Origin of the sequence: Klebsiella quasivariicola (assembly GCF_002269255.1) — a bacterium.
GTDB lineage: Bacteria > Pseudomonadota > Gammaproteobacteria > Enterobacterales > Enterobacteriaceae > Klebsiella > Klebsiella quasivariicola.
Map to the genome: position 1 here is coordinate 1,196,829 of NZ_CP022823.1, position 17,011 is coordinate 1,213,839.

15 protein-coding genes and 5 tRNA genes are annotated in these 17,011 nt (G+C 57.5%); 13 read left to right on the forward strand and 7 right to left on the reverse strand.

Features of this window, described 5'->3' with window-relative positions:
- Positions 1 to 159 precede the first annotated feature (159 nt).
- From alaS to B8P98_RS06105, 13 genes are all read left to right on the forward strand, one after another.
- Entirely contained in the window at positions 160 to 2,787 is a 2,628-nt protein-coding gene (alaS, locus tag B8P98_RS06040; protein ID WP_080897697.1) for an alanine--tRNA ligase, read from the forward strand.
- Between the two features lie 362 nt (positions 2,788 to 3,149).
- Entirely contained in the window at positions 3,150 to 3,335 is a 186-nt protein-coding gene (gene csrA, locus B8P98_RS06050; RefSeq protein ID WP_000906486.1) for a carbon storage regulator CsrA, read from the forward strand.
- A 326-nt stretch (positions 3,336 to 3,661) separates the two neighbouring features.
- Positions 3,662 to 3,754: transfer RNA gene (locus B8P98_RS06055), tRNA-Ser, on the forward strand.
- A 4-nt stretch (positions 3,755 to 3,758) separates the two neighbouring features.
- A tRNA-Arg gene (locus B8P98_RS06060) sits at positions 3,759 to 3,835 on the forward strand.
- A gap of 150 nt (positions 3,836 to 3,985) precedes the next feature.
- Positions 3,986 to 4,062 (forward strand) — tRNA-Arg (locus B8P98_RS06065).
- 61 nt (positions 4,063 to 4,123) lie between these two features.
- Positions 4,124 to 4,200 (forward strand) — tRNA-Arg (locus B8P98_RS06070).
- A 228-nt stretch (positions 4,201 to 4,428) separates the two neighbouring features.
- Positions 4,429 to 4,505 (forward strand) — tRNA-Arg (locus B8P98_RS06075).
- Between the two features lie 354 nt (positions 4,506 to 4,859).
- Positions 4,860 to 5,174, forward strand: coding sequence for a BON domain-containing protein (locus B8P98_RS06080; protein ID WP_004205689.1), 315 nt, complete (start codon positions 4,860 to 4,862; stop codon positions 5,172 to 5,174).
- 125 nt (positions 5,175 to 5,299) lie between these two features.
- A complete protein-coding gene (gene yqaB / locus B8P98_RS06085; RefSeq protein ID WP_025712757.1) occupies positions 5,300 to 5,866 on the forward strand; it encodes a fructose-1-phosphate/6-phosphogluconate phosphatase in 567 nt (188 codons plus the stop codon).
- Positions 5,863 to 6,291 carry a YqaA family protein gene (locus B8P98_RS06090; RefSeq protein ID WP_025712756.1) on the forward strand — a complete coding sequence of 143 codons (429 nt, stop codon included), beginning with the start codon at positions 5,863 to 5,865 and terminating at the stop codon, positions 6,289 to 6,291. Before yqaB ends, B8P98_RS06090 begins: the two co-directional genes overlap by 4 nt.
- Positions 6,292 to 6,357: 66 nt before the next feature.
- A complete protein-coding gene (gene gshA, locus B8P98_RS06095; RefSeq protein WP_025712755.1) occupies positions 6,358 to 7,914 on the forward strand; it encodes a glutamate--cysteine ligase in 1,557 nt (518 codons plus the stop codon).
- 164 nt (positions 7,915 to 8,078) lie between these two features.
- Entirely contained in the window at positions 8,079 to 8,594 is a 516-nt protein-coding gene (gene luxS / locus B8P98_RS06100; RefSeq protein ID WP_002914351.1) for an S-ribosylhomocysteine lyase, read from the forward strand.
- 52 nt (positions 8,595 to 8,646) lie between these two features.
- The gene (locus B8P98_RS06105; protein WP_095033611.1) at positions 8,647 to 9,414 is read left to right on the forward strand and encodes an AraC family transcriptional regulator; all 768 of its coding nucleotides are present in this window, start codon (positions 8,647 to 8,649) and stop codon (positions 9,412 to 9,414) included.
- On the opposite strand, the gene leuA is transcribed toward B8P98_RS06105, so the two are convergent.
- From leuA to proX, 7 genes are all read right to left on the reverse strand, one after another.
- Positions 9,393 to 11,069: a 2-isopropylmalate synthase gene (leuA, locus tag B8P98_RS06110; protein ID WP_025712753.1), complete on the reverse strand. Its 1,677-nt coding sequence runs from the start codon at positions 11,067 to 11,069 to the stop codon at positions 9,393 to 9,395. The two genes, B8P98_RS06105 and leuA, sit on opposite strands and share 22 nt — an antisense overlap.
- 136 nt (positions 11,070 to 11,205) lie before the next feature.
- Positions 11,206 to 12,744 carry a multidrug efflux MFS transporter permease subunit EmrB gene (gene emrB / locus B8P98_RS06115; RefSeq protein ID WP_080897699.1) on the reverse strand — a complete coding sequence of 513 codons (1,539 nt, stop codon included), beginning with the start codon at positions 12,742 to 12,744 and terminating at the stop codon, positions 11,206 to 11,208.
- A 15-nt stretch (positions 12,745 to 12,759) separates the two neighbouring features.
- Positions 12,760 to 13,932 (reverse strand): multidrug efflux MFS transporter periplasmic adaptor subunit EmrA, encoded by a 1,173-nt coding sequence (gene emrA, locus B8P98_RS06120; protein ID WP_025712751.1) that lies wholly within the window; start codon positions 13,930 to 13,932, stop codon positions 12,760 to 12,762.
- Between the two features lie 125 nt (positions 13,933 to 14,057).
- Positions 14,058 to 14,588 (reverse strand): transcriptional repressor MprA, encoded by a 531-nt coding sequence (gene mprA / locus B8P98_RS06125; RefSeq protein WP_002914337.1) that lies wholly within the window; start codon positions 14,586 to 14,588, stop codon positions 14,058 to 14,060.
- Between the two features lie 90 nt (positions 14,589 to 14,678).
- A complete protein-coding gene (ygaH, locus tag B8P98_RS06130) occupies positions 14,679 to 15,014 on the reverse strand; it encodes an L-valine transporter subunit YgaH (protein WP_080897700.1) in 336 nt (111 codons plus the stop codon).
- A complete protein-coding gene (locus B8P98_RS06135) occupies positions 15,004 to 15,750 on the reverse strand; it encodes an AzlC family ABC transporter permease (protein WP_080897701.1) in 747 nt (248 codons plus the stop codon). Before B8P98_RS06135 ends, ygaH begins: the two co-directional genes overlap by 11 nt.
- Before the next feature lie 195 nt (positions 15,751 to 15,945).
- Entirely contained in the window at positions 15,946 to 16,944 is a 999-nt protein-coding gene (gene proX, locus B8P98_RS06140; protein ID WP_025712748.1) for a glycine betaine/L-proline ABC transporter substrate-binding protein ProX, read from the reverse strand.
- Between the last annotated feature and the right edge of the window lie 67 nt (positions 16,945 to 17,011).

The following is a 17,011-nucleotide window of genomic DNA, read 5'->3' on the forward strand; positions in this document are numbered from 1 at the left end:
CAGGGCGATTATTCCTTTACACAAAATCATTCAAGCTGCATCAGGGCGGCAAGAGAGTGGATCCTCAGGAGCGGACTTCAGTTCGTGAGCGGGGGGAGCAAGCAGAGCCAGGACAGAGGCGGCTTGAAGGATGACGTGTAGCTTGATTTCAGGATAATTATGAGCAAGAGCACCGCTGAGATCCGTCAGGCGTTTCTCGACTTTTTCCATAGCAAGGGACATCAGGTAGTTGCCAGCAGCTCCCTGGTGCCGCACAACGACCCGACCCTGCTGTTTACCAACGCCGGGATGAACCAGTTCAAGGATGTTTTCCTTGGCCTCGATAAACGTAATTATTCGCGCGCGACTACCGCGCAGCGTTGCGTGCGTGCGGGTGGTAAGCACAACGATCTGGAAAACGTCGGCTATACCGCGCGCCACCACACCTTCTTCGAAATGCTGGGCAACTTTAGCTTTGGCGATTACTTCAAGCAGGATGCCATCAAATACGCATGGGAACTGCTGACCGGCGAAAACTGGTTTGCCCTGCCGAAAGAAAAACTGTGGGTTACCGTTTACGAGTCCGATGACGAAGCCTTCGACATCTGGGCCAATGAAGTGGGCGTCCCGCGTGAGCGCATTATTCGCATCGGTGACAACAAAGGTGCGCCGTTTGCTTCCGATAACTTCTGGCAGATGGGCGACACCGGTCCGTGCGGTCCGTGCACCGAAATCTTCTTCGACCATGGCGACCATATCTGGGGTGGCCCTCCGGGAAGCCCGGAAGAAGACGGCGACCGTTACATCGAGATCTGGAACATCGTCTTCATGCAGTTCAACCGTCAGGCTGACGGTACCATGGAGCCGCTGCCGAAGCCGTCCGTTGATACCGGTATGGGGCTGGAACGTATTGCCGCCGTGCTGCAGCACGTTAACTCCAACTATGAAATCGATCTATTCCGCGATCTGATTGCCAGCGTGGCGAAAGTCACCGGCGCGACCGACCTGAGCAACAAGTCGTTGCGCGTGATTGCCGACCATATTCGCTCCTGTGCGTTCCTGATTGCCGACGGTGTCATCCCGTCCAATGAAAACCGTGGCTACGTGCTGCGCCGTATCATTCGTCGCGCGATCCGTCACGGCAATATGCTGGGCGCGAAGGACACCTTCTTCTGGAAACTGGTTGCCCCGCTGATCGACGTGATGGGCTCCGCCGGTGAAGAACTGAAGCAGCAGCAGGCTCAGGTTGAGCAGGTGCTGAAAACCGAAGAAGAGCAGTTTGCCCGCACGCTGGAGCGTGGTCTGGCGCTGCTGGATGAAGAGCTGGACAAGCTGAAAGGCGACACTCTGGATGGCGAAACCGCTTTCCGTCTGTACGACACCTATGGCTTCCCGGTGGATCTGACCGCGGATGTGTGCCGCGAGCGCAACATCAAGGTTGACGAAGCTGGTTTTGAGGCCGCCATGGAAGAGCAGCGCCGCCGCGCGCGCGAGTCCAGCGGTTTCGGCGCTGACTATAACGCGATGATCCGCGTTGATGGCGCCTCTGAATTTAAAGGCTACGATCATCTGGAGCTGAATGGCAACGTCACGGCGCTGTTTGTCGACGGCAAAGCCGTGGATAGCGTCAGCGCCGGCCAGGAAGCGGTAGTGATCCTCGACCAAACCCCATTCTATGCGGAGTCCGGCGGTCAGGTAGGCGATAAAGGCGAACTGAAAGGCGCCGGCTTCTCCTTCGCGGTCAGCGACACGCAGAAATACGGCCAGGCGATTGGTCATATCGGTAAAGTCGCCAGCGGCACTCTGAAAGTGGGTGACGCGGTGCAGGCCGATGTCGATGAGGCGCGCCGTCAGCGTATTCGTCTGAACCACTCCGCGACGCACCTGATGCACGCGGCGCTGCGCCAGGTGCTCGGCACCCATGTGGCGCAGAAAGGCTCGCTGGTTAATGATAAAGCGCTGCGCTTTGACTTCTCGCATTTCGAAGCGATGAAGCCGGAAGAAATTCGTGCAGTGGAAGATCTGGTCAACGCGCAGATCCGTCGTAACCTGGCGATCGAAACCAATATTATGGATATCGATGCCGCGCGTGCCTCCGGCGCCATGGCGCTGTTCGGCGAAAAATACGACGACCGCGTCCGCGTGCTGCAAATGGGCGATTTCTCTACCGAGCTGTGCGGTGGGACGCACGCGGCGCGTACGGGTGATATCGGCCTGTTCCGCATTACCTCTGAATCGGGTACCGCTGCTGGCGTTCGTCGTATTGAAGCGGTAACCGGCGAAGGCGCGATGGCTATCCTGCATGCGCAGAGCGATCAGCTCAGCGATATTGCACAGTTGTTGAAGGGTGACAGCCACAATCTCGGCGAGAAAGTTCGCGCCGCGCTGGAGCGTACCCGTCAGCTGGAAAAAGAGCTGCAGCAGCTGAAAGAGCAGGCTGCGGCGCAGGAGAGTGCAAACCTCTCCAGCAAAGCGGAAGAGATTAACGGCGTTAAGCTGCTGGTCAGCGAGCTGGCTGGCGTTGAGCCGAAGATGCTGCGTACTATGGTCGACGATCTGAAGAACCAGTTGGGTTCGACGATTGTGGTGTTGGCTACGGTCGCAGACGGTAAGGTTTCTCTGATTGCCGGTGTGTCTAAGGATGTGACAGACCGCGTGAAAGCAGGGGAGCTGGTTGGTATGGTCGCTCAGCAGGTGGGCGGTAAAGGGGGCGGTCGTCCGGATATGGCGCAGGCCGGTGGTACCGATGCGTCTGCTCTCCCTGCAGCGTTAGCCAGTGTGAAAGGCTGGGTCAGCGCAAAACTGTAATAACTATAAACGCATATACCCTAAATAATTCGGGTTGCAGGAAGGCGGCGACGCAGCGAAGCCCAGGCGCTTACTCAAGTAAGTGGCTGGGGGGCGCGAGGAAAGCCAACACACATGCAACTTGAAATATGAGGGGTATAGGTGCCTAAGCCTCTGGTTACGGCACCTTGCGCAAGAGACACCGATAACGATAAAGTCGGGTTGAAATTGTGTATATCGGCTAAACTTAGGTTTAACAGAATGTGATGCCATGACTGCCTTATACCGCAAGGTATTTGTCATCGCTTACTTTTTGGCGTTATATGATGGATAATGCCGGGATACGAGAGACCCGACTCTTTTAATCTTTCAAGGAGCAAAGAATGCTGATTCTGACTCGTCGAGTTGGTGAGACCCTCATGATTGGAGATGAGGTCACTGTGACAGTTTTAGGGGTGAAGGGTAACCAGGTTCGTATTGGCGTAAACGCCCCTAAAGAAGTATCGGTTCACCGTGAAGAGATCTACCAGCGTATTCAGGCTGAAAAATCCCAGCAGTCCAGTTACTAAGGTTTCCGCGCCTCGCTGCTCAGTGAGGCGCATCCCTATCTGCCCTTTTTCTCGCTTTTTCTGTTTTTACTCCCTGCACCCTCTCACTTTTCATCATCCACTACTGTGTTGTCCCTCTGGCGTTATGCCAGTGCCAGAGCTTATTTCCTGTTGATAAATTGCCCTTTTTGCCGTTTTTGCATGCGAATTGCGTGCGAAGTGTGCAAACGAAAAAAGGTCTCGAAAAAGTGTTTGACTTATAAGTACCAGAAAGTAATATGTGCGCCATCGCAGCGACGAAGAGCAGAAACAAGTTCTTCGAAGCACTCGAAAGAGGCGTGTTGTGTGGTGAGGTGGCCGAGAGGCTGAAGGCGCTCCCCTGCTAAGGGAGTATGCGGTCAAAAGCTGCATCCGGGGTTCGAATCCCCGCCTCACCGCCATTTTGCATCCGTAGCTCAGCTGGATAGAGTACTCGGCTACGAACCGAGCGGTCGGAGGTTCGAATCCTCCCGGATGCACCATCTTCTTTCTGAATTAAGAGAGAAGAGCGCTGTGAAAGCAGCGGCCCGCAGTGCGAGGCATAATCGAGTTACTCTACCGATTAGGCCATCATACTCAGTGTGGCATGTGTTAGTTGTGACACTGACGCGTAGTAAAGCAAGTTTCCCGATGCATCCGTAGCTCAGCTGGATAGAGTACTCGGCTACGAACCGAGCGGTCGGAGGTTCGAATCCTCCCGGATGCACCATTCTTTGATAAGAATGGCAAATCGCGAAATTTAATATCAGAATTACAGCAGTAATCCCGATGCATCCGTAGCTCAGCTGGATAGAGTACTCGGCTACGAACCGAGCGGTCGGAGGTTCGAATCCTCCCGGATGCACCATATTCTCCTTAGCAACAGCGACAAAGTTGTTTTATGGTCTGCGAAATCATCGCCAGCACCAGGGAGGATAACGTTGCGTAAGCAACGGCCCGTAGGGCGAGGCGCAGCCGAGTAATCCTCCCGGATGCACCATATTCTCCTTAGTAACAGCAACATTGTTGTTATCTGGTTTGCGAAACCATCGCAAGTGCCAGGAGAGTAACCCCGCAGTAAAATAGCTTTCCCGATGCATCCGTAGCTCAGCTGGATAGAGTACTCGGCTACGAACCGAGCGGTCGGAGGTTCGAATCCTCCCGGATGCACCATATTCTCCTTAATAACAGCGATGACGCTGTTTTATGGTCTGCGAAATTATCGCCAGCACCAGGGAGGATAACGTTGCGTAAGCAACGGCCCGGAGGGCGAGGCGCAGCCGAGTCATCCTCCCGGATGCACCATATTCTCCTCAGTAACAGCCACAATGTTGTTGCCTGTCTGCGAAATTATCGCAGCACCCGTTCTGAATGCCCAATCTTCACTCTTCTCTCACCATCCCGATTACCTCGTTTTCCATCACTGGTTTCATCCTGACTTTTTTATTGGCAAGCCGCGCTTTCCACTATAATTTATCCTTGTATATCAGCGTTATCAGGCTGAGAAAAATGCAAGGAGAGAAATCCATGAAATGGTTCAAAGCAATACCTGCTTTTTGCGCGACGCTGCTGGTGGCGACTGCCCTCGCTGGCTGTGCGGGATCGGCGACAAAGGAGAGTACGGGCGGCTATATTGACGATACCGTGGTGACCACCAAGGTGAAAACGGCGCTCTTTAACGATAAAGACATCAAGTCCTCAGAAATTAGCGTCCAGACCTTTAAAGGCCGCGTGCAGCTGAGCGGGTTTGTTTCCTCCGCGGAAAGCGCTAAACGAGCCGTAGAAGTCACCCGCCGGGTGCAGGGCGTGCGAATGGTCGAGAACGATCTGCGTATTAAATAAGGTTGGTTATCCGGCCTTATGCCTGAAGGCGCCTGAGGGCGCCTTTGTCGTCTGCGCCGCTGGCCGCGACAACGGCGGGCTTTTGCGTTACAGTAACCATTCCCAAACTGGTTGGTGAGAAGACGATGTACGAAGGTTACGCAGGACTGATCTTTGATATGGATGGCACCATTCTCGATACCGAGCCGACCCATCGGCAGGCATGGAACGAGGTGTTGGGTCGCTACGGTATGCGTTTCGACGAACAGGCGATGGTCGCGCTCAATGGCTCACCAACCTGGCGAATTGCCCAGGCGATTATTGAACTCAATCAGGCCGATCTCGATCCACATCGTCTGGCGCAGGAAAAAACCCAGGCCGTCAAAGCGATGCTGCTGGACAGCGTACGCCCCTTGCCGCTGATTGAGGTAGTTAAGGCCTGGCATGGCCGCCGACCGATGTCGGTGGGTACCGGCAGCGAGAGCGCCGTCGCCGAAGCGCTGCTGGCGCATCTGGGCCTACGTCATTACTTCTCCGCGGTGGTGGCGGCCGATCATGTGGCCAACCATAAACCCGCGCCAGATACCTTCCTGCTGTGCGCCGAGCGCATGGGCGTCGCGCCGGAAAAATGCGTGGTCTTCGAAGATGCCGACTTTGGTCTGCAGGCGGCGAAGCGCGCGGGAATGGACGCTGTTGACGTGCGTTTGCTGTGAGCGACGCCCTGTCACTTACCTCTCTGTTTGCCAGTAGCTTTTTAAGTGCCACGCTGCTTCCCGGCAATTCGGAGGTTGTGCTGGTGGCTATGCTACTGACAGGGGTTAGTCATCCGTGGTGGTTAGTATTAATAGCAACAATCGGCAATAGCCTTGGAGGGGTAACTAACGTTATTCTGGGGCGCTTGTTTCCGCTGCGCAAAACCTCGCGCTGGCAGGAGCGGGCGGCCGGCTGGCTTAAGCGCTACGGTGCGGTCACGCTCTTATTGAGCTGGGCGCCGGTTGTCGGCGATTTACTGTGTTTGCTGGCGGGATGGATGCGCATTTCCTGGGGACCGGTACTCTTTTTCTTATGCCTTGGTAAGGCGCTGCGCTATATCGCTATTGCGGCAGTGACGCTTCAGGGCATGACGTGGTGGCACTAATTGGACTGATAGTTCATCCATTACAATTATGCTTATTCAAACGATTTCGACAGGCGGGAGGTCAAATTGATCCCGGACGTATCACAGGCGCTGGCCTGGCTGGAAAAACATCCGCAGGCCCTGCAGGGTATTCAACGTGGTCTGGAGCGGGAGACGCTGCGCGTGAACGCAGACGGCACCCTCGCGACGACCGGTCACCCTCTGGCGTTAGGCTCAGCGCTGACGCATAAATGGATTACCACCGATTTTGCCGAAGCGTTACTCGAGTTCATTACGCCGGTAGATGGCGATATTGATCATATGCTGACCTTTATGCGCGATGTCCATCGCTATACGGCGCGTCAGCTGGGTGACGAGCGGATGTGGCCGCTGAGTATGCCATGCTATATCGCTCCCGGTCAGGATATTGAGCTGGCGCAGTACGGCACCTCCAACGTAGGTCGTCTGAAAACGCTGTATCGTGAGGGGCTGAAGAACCGCTATGGCGCCCTGATGCAGACTATCTCCGGCGTACATTATAACTTCTCGCTGCCGATGGCTTTCTGGCAGGCAAAATGTGGCGTGGAAGATGCCGAGAGCGGTAAAGAGGCTATTTCGGCGGGCTATTTCCGCTCAATTCGTAACTACTATCGCTTTGGCTGGGTGATCCCGTATCTGTTCGGTGCTTCGCCGGCGATTTGCTCTTCGTTCCTGCAAGGCAAACCGACGACGTTACCCTTTGAGGAGACGGGCAACGGCATGTACTACCTGCCGTATGCCACCTCGCTGCGCCTCAGCGACCTCGGTTATACCAATAAATCGCAAAGCAATCTCGGAATTACGTTTAACGATCTGCATGAGTATGTGGCAGGATTGAAGCGGGCGATTAAAACACCGTCGGAAGAGTACGCCAAAATCGGGCTGGAGAAAGACGGGAAATATCTGCAGATCAACAGCAATATCCTGCAGATTGAAAACGAACTCTATGCGCCAATCCGCCCGAAACGCGTGACCCGCCGGGGCGAAACCCCGTCCGATGCGCTGCTGCGCGGCGGTATCGAGTACATTGAAGTGCGTTCGCTGGATATTAATCCGTTCTCGCCGATCGGCGTTGACGCACAGCAGGTGCGTTTCCTCGATCTGTTTATGGTCTGGTGTGCCCTGGCCGATGCGCCGGAGATGAGCAGCGATGAGCTGCTGTGTACGCGCACCAACTGGAATCGGGTGATTCTGGAAGGGCGTAAGCCGGGCTTAACGCTGGGCATCGGTTGCGAAAGCGCGCAGTTCCCGCTGGCTCAGGTGGGGAAAGATCTGTTCCGCGATTTACGCCGCGTGGCGCAGACGCTGGACAGCATTCATGGCGGCGAGGCCTATCAACAGGTCTGCGACGAGCTGCTGGCCTGCTTTGACGATCCGGAATTGACCTTCTCAGCCCGCATTCTGCGTTCTATGATTGAAGAAGGGATTGGTGGCACGGGCCGTGCGTTGGCCGATTGCTATCGGACACAGCTGCGTGAAGAGCCGCTGGAGATCCTGAGCGAAGCCGATTTCATCGCCGAGCGCGATGCGTCGGTGGCGCGGCAGAAGAAAGTGGAAGCCGAAGACAGTGAGCCGTTTGAGGCGCTGCTGGCGCGACACGCGTAGCGTATTGACGATACAAAAGAAAAAGGCCACATCACTGTGGCCAAACTTTCATCTCTGATTCAGGGATGATGATGATAATAAATGCGCGTCTTTCATATACTGAGACTCGCGGTTGAACAAAGAGTTCATTTTATTTTAAAAAAATTCACTCGCGGAGGTGAAGAATGCCGTTGTTAGATAGTTTCACAGTCGACCATACCCGAATGGAAGCCCCGGCGGTGCGTGTCGCGAAGAAAATGAACACGCCGCATGGCGATGAAATCACCGTTTTCGACCTGCGTTTCTGCGTGCCGAACCAGGAAGTGATGCCGGAGCGCGGGATCCACACCCTGGAACACCTGTTTGCCGGCTTTATGCGCGATCACCTGAACGGGAATGGCGTGGAAATTATCGACATTTCGCCGATGGGCTGCCGCACCGGGTTCTACATGAGCCTGATTGGTACGCCGGACGAGCAGCGCGTCGCTGACGCCTGGAAAGCGGCGATGGCCGACGTGCTGAAGGTGAAAGATCAGAACCAGATCCCGGAGCTGAACGTCTACCAGTGCGGCACTTACACCATGCACTCGCTGGAAGAGGCCCAGGACATCGCTCGTCATATCATTGAGCGTGATGTGCGCATCAACAGCAACGACGAACTGGCGTTGCCGAAAGAAAAACTGCAGGAACTGCACATCTAGTGCTTCCGCTATGGCCCGACGCTTGTCGCCGGGCCGCTCTCCTGACGCCGTAATGACGACGACCCTTTCCTTTTCCTTTCAGCACCGCCCGCTGGTGCCCTTTGCCCATGATTATGCGCACGGTGACCGGGAAGACTGGCATCAGCATGATTGCGCCCAGCTGCTGCATATTTTAAGCGGCGTGGTGCGGGTCGCGACGCCGGCAGGTTACTGGGTGGTACCACCCGGGCGTGGCGTCTGGCTACCGGCGGGAACGCCGCACGCGCTGCGTATGACTGGCAACGTGGCGGCGCGCACGCTGTTTATCGATCCGCTGGCACGCGCCGATCTTCCGGCGGGCTGCCAGATCGTACAGATCACGCCGCTGCTGCGGGAACTGATCGTCTCATCCCTGGAACTGGCCGAGCGCTATGCCCCCGCCAGCCGCGACGAACGAATTTATGAGCTGATCCTTGATGAGATCCGCGGGATGGCGATCCTGCCGTTTGGCCTGCCGGAGCCGCAAAGCGACACGCTGCGTCGGCTATGTCAGCAGGTGCGCGAGGCGCCGGGCGAGGCCTGGAGCAGCGGCCAGGCGGCAAAGGCGTGCAACATGAGCGAGCGAACCCTGAACCGCCATTTTCAGCAGCAGACCAGCCTGACGTGGAGCGAGTGGGTGCGTCGGGCGAAGCTAATGGAAGCGCTGATTCGCCTGGCGCAGGGCCACTCTGTGCTGCGGGTGGCGCTGGAGCTGGGCTACGGCAGCCACAGTGCCTTCAGCGCCATGTTCCGCCGGGTGATGGGCGTCGCTCCCAGCGACTATTTTCGTCCCCCGGGCTGATCGGCGGCGCTGAGCGCATTGCATAATGCCTGCAGCGAGGCGCGCGCCACGTCATTATCGATACCCACCCCCCAACAGCTTTCACCTTGCGGAAAAACGCAGCGAATATAGGCGACCGATCGACTGTCGCTGCGCGCGCCAAGGGTATGCTCATGATAGTCCTTGATCATAAACGGCTGTCTGAGCAGCGCGCTGAGACCGCTGGCGGCGGCAGAGAGCAGGCCGTTGCCCTGGCCCTGCAGGCGTCGGGTTTCGCCATGGTGTCGCAGCGTTGCCTGCAGCGAAAGCTGGCCATCCGGTTGGCTGGCGCTCTGATAATCGAGCAGCGTCAGCGCAGGCTGCGCCAGCAGGCCGTAGCGCATGCGAAACAGCTGCCACAGCGCATGGTGGGTCATCTCTTTGCCGTCACTATCGGTGGCCTGCTGAACGTGCTGGCTGAAGTCCTGCTGCAGCCCGCGGGGCAGCTTCAGACCATGATTTTGTTCGATAAGCCAGGCGCTGCCGCTTTTCCCCGACTGACTGTTAACGCGGATCACCGCCTCATAGCTACAGCCAATATCCTGTGGGTCAACGGGCAGGTAGGGCATCCGCCATGGATCGCCAGGCTGACGGGCATCAAACCCTTTTTTGATCGCATCCTGATGGGAGCCGGAGAAGGCGGTGTAAGCCAGACTTCCCGCCCACGGATGGCGCGGATGAACCGGGATCTGATTGCAGTTTTCCACCACCTCCACCACCCGGTTCATCTGCTCGAAGCGAAGCTGGGGGTCGACGCCCTGGCTGTAGAGATTCATGGCCAGCGTCACCAGGCAGACGTTGCCGGTGCGTTCGCCATTGCCAAACAGACAGCCTTCCACCCGATCGGCGCCAGCCATGACAGCCAGCTCGGCGCTGGCAACGCCGGTGCCGCGGTCGTTATGTGGGTGCACGCTGATGCAAACCTCGCCACGGCGGGAGAAGTGGCGGCAAAAATACTCGATTTGATCGGCATACACGTTGGGGGTGTTGACTTCCACCGTCGCCGGCAGATTGACGATCATCGGCCGTCCAGCGCAGGGCTGCCAGACATCCGCCACCGCCTCGCAAATCTCAAGCGCAAACTCGGGTTCGGTGAAGCAGAAGGTCTCTGGTGAATATTCGTATTGCCAGCGGGTCTCCGGCTGCTGTTCACACTGCTGGCGGATAAGCCGGGTGGCGCGGGTCGCGAGGGCGATCACCTCGGCTTTATCCATGCCGAAGACCAGCTCGCGAAACAGCGGCGCGGTGGCATTGTAGAGGTGGACGGTGGCCCGACGGGCACCGCGCAGTGCCTCAAAGGTGCGCAGGATCAGCGGATCCCGCGCCTGGGTCAGCACCTGGATGGTGACATCTTCCGGGATGCGCTGCTCGTCGATCAGCTGGCGGACGAAGTTGAAATCGGTTTGCGAAGCGGAAGGGAAGGCGACCTCAATCTCTTTAAAGCCGCACTCCAGCAGCAGATCCCAGAATTGCAGTTTGCGGGCGCTGTCCATGGGTTCGGCCAATGCCTGATTGCCGTCGCGCAGGTCGGTCGACAGCCAGCGCGGGGCGTGGCTGATTTGCCGATCGGGCCAGCGGCGGTCGGGCAGGGCAATCGGCGGATAGGGGCGGTATTTTTCAGCAGGATGGCTCAGCATAGTGTTCTCCTTATTGGTCAGCCTTTATCCTGCCCGAGCGCAGGGTGACGGGCTTTCGCAAACGAGACAGAAACTAGCGAGAACTGGACAACCTGACGCCGTAAAAAAGGGACCCGCAGGTCCCTTTATGTGAGGCTTAGTGCGCGCCGCCGCCGCCGCCGCCGGCGCTGAACGGTGGTCTGGCGAACCACACCAGTCCCAACAGCAGGATGAAAATGGCCGCAGAAATCCAGAAGATTTCGTTGGCGGAGATAATCAGCCCCTGGTTGGTTATCTGCTGTGCTATCCAGCCGGACGCCTGCTGCTGCGTCATTCCCATGCCCTGCAGCTGATCGTAGAGCTGTTGCGCGTTCGGGTTGTAGGGAGTGACCGATTCGGTAAGCTGCGCATGGTGCAGCGCCTCACGGTTGGTCCACAGGGTGGTGGTGATTGAGGTCCCGATAGAGCCGGCGAGAGTACGGGTGAAGTTCGACAAGCTCGACGCCGCCGCCAGCCGCTCCGGCGGCAGGCCGGAAAGGGTGATAGTGGTCAACGGCATGAAGAAGCAGGCCACCGCGAAGCCCTGGATAAACTGTGGCCACGCCGAGGCGCCAAAGTCCATCCCCGGTTCGAAGGTCCAGGCGCGCCAGTAGAAGCAGACGGCGTACATGATAAAGCTGAAGGTGACCAGCCGCCGCATGTCGAGCTTATGCGCGAAGCGGCCAATAATGGGCGACAGAATGACCGGGATCACCCCCACAGGCGCCGAAGCCAGACCGGCCCAGGTTGCGGTGTAGCCGTATACCTCCTGCAACAGCTGCGGCAGCAGCACGATGGCGCCGAAGTAGAGCATATAGGCCAGACTGATACAGAGGCAGCCGATGGTGAAGTTGCGCGACTTAAATAGCGACAGATCGACAATCGGGTTATCGTCGGTCAGCTCCCAGACGATCAGGAAGCTTATCGCCACCACCGCCACGATGGTCAGAATGATAATCTCATTGGAGGAGAACCAGTCGAGCTCTTTGCCGCGGTCGAGCATCACCTGCAGGCTACCGATACCGATGATCAGCAGCGCCAGACCGACGCCGTCGATCCGCCGCTGTTCGGTTTTAGTTTCCCGGTTGCGCAGGGTTTGCATGGTCATCAGCACCACCGCCACGCCAATGGGCACGTTGATAAAGAAGATCCATCCCCAGTGGTAGTTATCGCTGATATAGCCGCCGAGGATCGGGCCGCAGATGGGGGCGACGATCACCGTCATCGACCACAGCGCCAGGGCGATAGAGCGCTTCGCCGGCGGGTAGTTGCTGAGCAGCAGACTTTGCGACAGCGGGATCAGCGGCCCGGCGACAATCCCCTGAATGACACGGAAGAAAATCAGCATCGACAGGCTGTTGGAGACGCCGCAGGCCCAGGAGGCAATGGCGAAGGCGGTGGTTGACCACAGGAACAGCTTCACCTCGCCCACGCGCTTGGCCAGCCAGCCGGTGATGGGGATGGAAATGGCGTTGGCGACCCCGAACGAGGTGATGACCCAGGTCCCCTGGCTCAACGAGGAGCCAAGGTTACCAGCAATGGTTGGGATCGCCACGTTGGCGATAGTGGAATCCAGCACCTGCATGAACGTCGCGAGCGACAGCGCAATGGTCATAATGACCAGCTGCGCGCCTTCCAGCGGTTTTTGCTGTTGCATTACACTCACCCCGAATTATCCGGCGTTGGCCCGAATGATGTCGTCTATCAGTTTATTAACCGGATCGAGAGCGATTTCACGGGCATTACTCTCGTAAACCGGGGAGCTCCGTACCTGGCTGGCCAGCATTTCACCATCGCGGTTGGTGGTATTGACCTCCACCAGCGTTGAGAGACCGATGCGCAGCGGGTGTTCCGCCAGCTGTTTTTCATCCAGCTCGATACGGACTGGCAGACGCTGTACCACTTTGATCCAGTTGCCGGTGGCGTTCTGCGCCGGCAGCAGGGAGAAGGCGCTGCCGGTGCCCATATCCAGACCAACCACTTTGCCGGTGTATTTCACGTCATCACCATAGATGTCGCTGATCACGGTGGCCGGCTGGCCGATACGCATGTGCGCCAGCTGTGTCTCTTTAAAGTTGGCGTCGATCCACAGGTTGGTTGCCGGGACCACCGCCATCAGCGGCGTGGTGGTGCCGATCTGCGCGCCAGGCTGTACTGAGCGACGGGAAACGTAGCCGCTAATCGGGCTGACGATTTGCGTACGCTGCAGAGCCAGCCAGGCGTTACGCACTTCGGTAGCCGCCTGGAGCACCGCCGGTTGTTGTTCCAGTTTAGTACCCAGCACGATCGCCTGGTTGGCGTTGTACTGCTGGATTGCCACGTCGAGCTCGGCCTGCGCGCTGGCGACGGTGTCGCGGGCGTGCTGCAGCTCTTCGCGGCCGATGAGGTTCGCGGCACCCAGCGGGATACGGCGATTCAGGTCCGCCTGCGCCTGGGCGAGGGCGGTTTTTTTGACGTCGATATTCGCCTGCAGTTGCTTGCTGTTGATCATCTGCTGGCGGGTCTGACGGACGCTGGCGGCCAGCTGAGTCTTGGCCTTTTCAAACGCCTGCTGGGCATCGGTCTGATCGAGGGTGACCAGCGGATCGCCTTTCTGCACGTAGTCCGTGTTGTCGGCCCAGACTTTGGTCACGCTGCCCGAGACCTGGGCCATAATTTGTACCTGGTTCCCTGCTACGTAGGCATCATCGGTCTCTTCGTAGTGACGCAGTACCAGAAACCAGTAAATCCCATATGCCACGGCAATAATAATAAAGAGCAATGTCAGCAACAGAAGGGCGCCTTTACGCTTCCCTTTTTTGCTGCCTGGTTGCTGCGGGGTTTGGCTCTCCGCATTTGCGCTCATGTTATTCTCCACCATCTTATTATTTCACATCGGCTGAGCCGACCTGTTTATCAGAAAGGCCAGCAGAGATCTGCTGGCCTGGCTGTTTTCCTTGCAACGTAAAAATGGGCTGAGCGACGCCGCCCTTAGCGTAGAGAGTCCGCCAGCACGCCTTCTTCTTCCATCTGGTCGAGGCGGCTCAGGAGTTTGCGGGTGATATGTTCGAGCTGATCTTTTTCGCTGGTGCTGAGTGAAGACCACAGCTGATGCAGACAGTTATGCTGCGGCGGCAGAACCTCGCGCAGAAACTGATGGCCTTTTTCAGTCAGCTGCAGATGCAGACAGCGACGATCGTTATCGCTCTCGCGGCGCTCAATCCAGCCGCGTTTTTCCAGTTCATCAGCGATACGGGTGGCGTTAGTACGCGACGAGCCCAGCGCGCAGCTCAGCTCGGACGGCTGGATGCTGTGGTTTTCCTGTGACTCCAGCGTAATCAGCGCCATAAATAATGTCTCGTTAATTCCCTGCGCTTTGAGCATTTTATTGCGATTTTCCAGCAGCTTACCTTGCATATGCATGCAAAGACGAGTTAACAGGATCTCCTGGAAAGGGAAATCTTCGTGGCGGCTGGCGCGGAATTTGAGCATTTGCTCAATGGGAGTAAACGAACTATCCATTTGGGTATGACCTCATTAATTACAGCCGATATAATAACTATTGTGACAAATAAATCAAATGAATTATTGACTAAAACTGATACGTAAGGCTTAGAGCCCGCTGGCGATTTTCCAGGCCAGACCATAGGCAAATGCCGACAGCAGGGTCGGGACAATAATGCTGCGGGTTTTCCAGAAGGCGGCCCCCAGCACCAGAAAGCCGATCAGTGTCGGCACCAGGCGATGGGCGTCGGCGAGGATCTCCGGCACGCTGGAGACCACCAGCAGCGCGCAAATCGAGGCGATGCCAATGGTGTCGAGCAACACGCTGACCGGGCCACGGCGGGCAGGACGGGCATGGCCGGCGTGCAGACGCAGGGGAAGATAGCGAAACAGATAGTTGACGCCGCCGACAATCACGCCGAGCAGAAGGACCTCACTGTTCATCAGGCATCCCCTTAAGCATGGCCTGAATCAGCGCCGTCAGACACCCGCAGACAATCCCGGCGAGGATCGCCGCTGGAATAGAAAATAAGAGAATGCCGCCCAGCGCGCCTGCCAGCGCCGCTGTGACGCAGAGAGACTGCTGACGCTGGAAAGAGGCCAGCAGGAAGCTCATAAACAGCGCCGGCAGCATAAAGCCGAGGGCGGCTTCTACTGCCGGATAATCCACCAGCAGGCCGTTGCCGGACCAGGCGCCGGCCAGCGTGCCGCACACCCACGACGCCCACGAGGTAAACGCGAGACCGATCATCCAGTTTTCGCTCCAGCGGCGATTGTCGCGGACCAGCCTGGCGGTGGCGGCGGCGAAAACCTCATCGGTCAGGCCGAAGGCCCAGAGGGCGGTTTTCTTTTTATCGAGCGCGGAAGCTATACGGCTGCGCAGCGAGGGGCCATACAGCACGTGGCGCACGTCCATCGCCATCACCGTCAGGGCCGCGACCCACAGCGAACTGCCGGCGGCCAGCATGGCGGTGATCACAAACTGGCTGGCGCCGGCGTAAATAATGCAGGAGAAAAACAGGCTTTCCAGTGGCGTAAAGCCCAGCCGGGTGGCGTTTAGTCCGAAGGCGAATGCCACCGGAAGGTAGCTGATGACGATGGGGAGGCTATCTTTGATGCCTTCGCCGACGGTGGCGACACGTTCAGGTAAGGCACAGGTTAAGGGCGCGGGGTTTTCCATATGAATAACTTATCGCTGGATCCATGTGAAGGTGGCAAATTGACCGATGTCTCCACCTTAACAGAGGGCGACGCCCCTTAACACTATGGAAATTCCTGGAATCCGCTTTTCCATGACCTTAACCGTCACTTTGCCCGGCCTTGGCAGGGGAGACGTTCGCCCGGATAAGAGCCAGCGCCTTATCCGGGCGCAGAGTTACTGCTGCGCGGCGAGCGCGGTTTTCACCCAGCTGTCGAACAGCGGCTGGTGGGCTTTGATCCAGCCGTCAACATGACCATTGATGTCGGCTTCGGAAGCATGACCCTCATGCATCATCGCATTTTCGGCGTTAATGTCGGCGATCGGCAGCTTCATCACGCTAAACAGGGTGGCGGCGGCCGGGTTTTTCTCCGCCCAGGCTTTGTTGGCGACAATGTGCATGGTGTTCACCGGGAAGCCATAGTTAGCGCCATTGGCCAGTTTGGTATCAATGTTTTTCTGCTCACCCGGCAGAGAAGAAAACGGCACCTGCAGCCAGACGACGTCTTTACCAGGCTTCAGCACATCGCTAACCCAGTACGGTGTCCAGGTATAGTAGAGCACCGGTTTACCCTCTTTATAGCGGGTGATGGTGTCGGCCATCATCGCCGCGTAGTTGCCCTGGTTATGGGTGACGGTGTTGCTCAGGCCATAGGCGTCAATCTGATGGTTAATTACCGCTTCGCAGCCCCAGCCTGGGGTGCAGCCGGTGAGATCCGCTTTACCGTCATTGTTGGTATCAAACAGTTTGGCGATCTGCGGGTCTTTGAGCTGATCGATGGAGGTGATGTGGTACTGCTCGGCGGTTTTCTTATCGATCAGATAGCCCTGGGCGGCGCCAGAGACAAACACCCCTTTGCGATAAAATTTGTTATCACCGCCCGCCGCGGCGTACATGTCATCGTGCAGCGGCTGCCAGTTGGTGGCGATAAAGGTGGTATCGCCGGCGGCAATGGACGTATAGGCGACGTTATAGTCCACTTCGCTGGGCTTCTCGACGGTGTAGCCAAGTTTCTCCAGCGCGCGGCTGACCAGCAGGGTCTGGAAGGTCTCTTCGGAGATGGTGCTCTGGGCAGGCTTCACGGTAATCCCTTTGCCCGGCAGGTCGGCGGCGAAGGCGCTGGTGGCGAGCAGGGTGGCAAAGGCGGCGGTGGCCATCATCGTGCTATGTCGCATGGTGGTTCCTCTTCTTGTTTAACGGGAAGGGCGGCCCCCCGGCATCGGCTGCTGCCGGGGAGCGGCG

Coding starts and splice junctions, on each gene's coding strand:
- alaS (WP_080897697.1), top strand. CDS start 160: ATGAGCAAGAGCACCGCTGAGATCCGTCAGGCGTTTCTCGACTTTTTC.
- csrA (WP_000906486.1), top strand. CDS start 3,150: ATGCTGATTCTGACTCGTCGAGTTGGTGAGACCCTCATGATTGGAGAT.
- B8P98_RS06080 (WP_004205689.1), top strand. CDS start 4,860: ATGAAATGGTTCAAAGCAATACCTGCTTTTTGCGCGACGCTGCTGGTG.
- yqaB (WP_025712757.1), top strand. CDS start 5,300: ATGTACGAAGGTTACGCAGGACTGATCTTTGATATGGATGGCACCATT.
- luxS (WP_002914351.1), top strand. CDS start 8,079: ATGCCGTTGTTAGATAGTTTCACAGTCGACCATACCCGAATGGAAGCC.
- B8P98_RS06105 (WP_095033611.1), top strand. CDS start 8,647: ATGACGACGACCCTTTCCTTTTCCTTTCAGCACCGCCCGCTGGTGCCC.
- leuA (WP_025712753.1), bottom strand. CDS start 11,069: ATGCTGAGCCATCCTGCTGAAAAATACCGCCCCTATCCGCCGATTGCC.
- emrB (WP_080897699.1), bottom strand. CDS start 12,744: ATGCAACAGCAAAAACCGCTGGAAGGCGCGCAGCTGGTCATTATGACC.
- emrA (WP_025712751.1), bottom strand. CDS start 13,932: ATGAGCGCAAATGCGGAGAGCCAAACCCCGCAGCAACCAGGCAGCAAA.
- mprA (WP_002914337.1), bottom strand. CDS start 14,588: ATGGATAGTTCGTTTACTCCCATTGAGCAAATGCTCAAATTCCGCGCC.
- ygaH (WP_080897700.1), bottom strand. CDS start 15,014: ATGAACAGTGAGGTCCTTCTGCTCGGCGTGATTGTCGGCGGCGTCAAC.
- B8P98_RS06135 (WP_080897701.1), bottom strand. CDS start 15,750: ATGGAAAACCCCGCGCCCTTAACCTGTGCCTTACCTGAACGTGTCGCC.
- proX (WP_025712748.1), bottom strand. CDS start 16,944: ATGCGACATAGCACGATGATGGCCACCGCCGCCTTTGCCACCCTGCTC.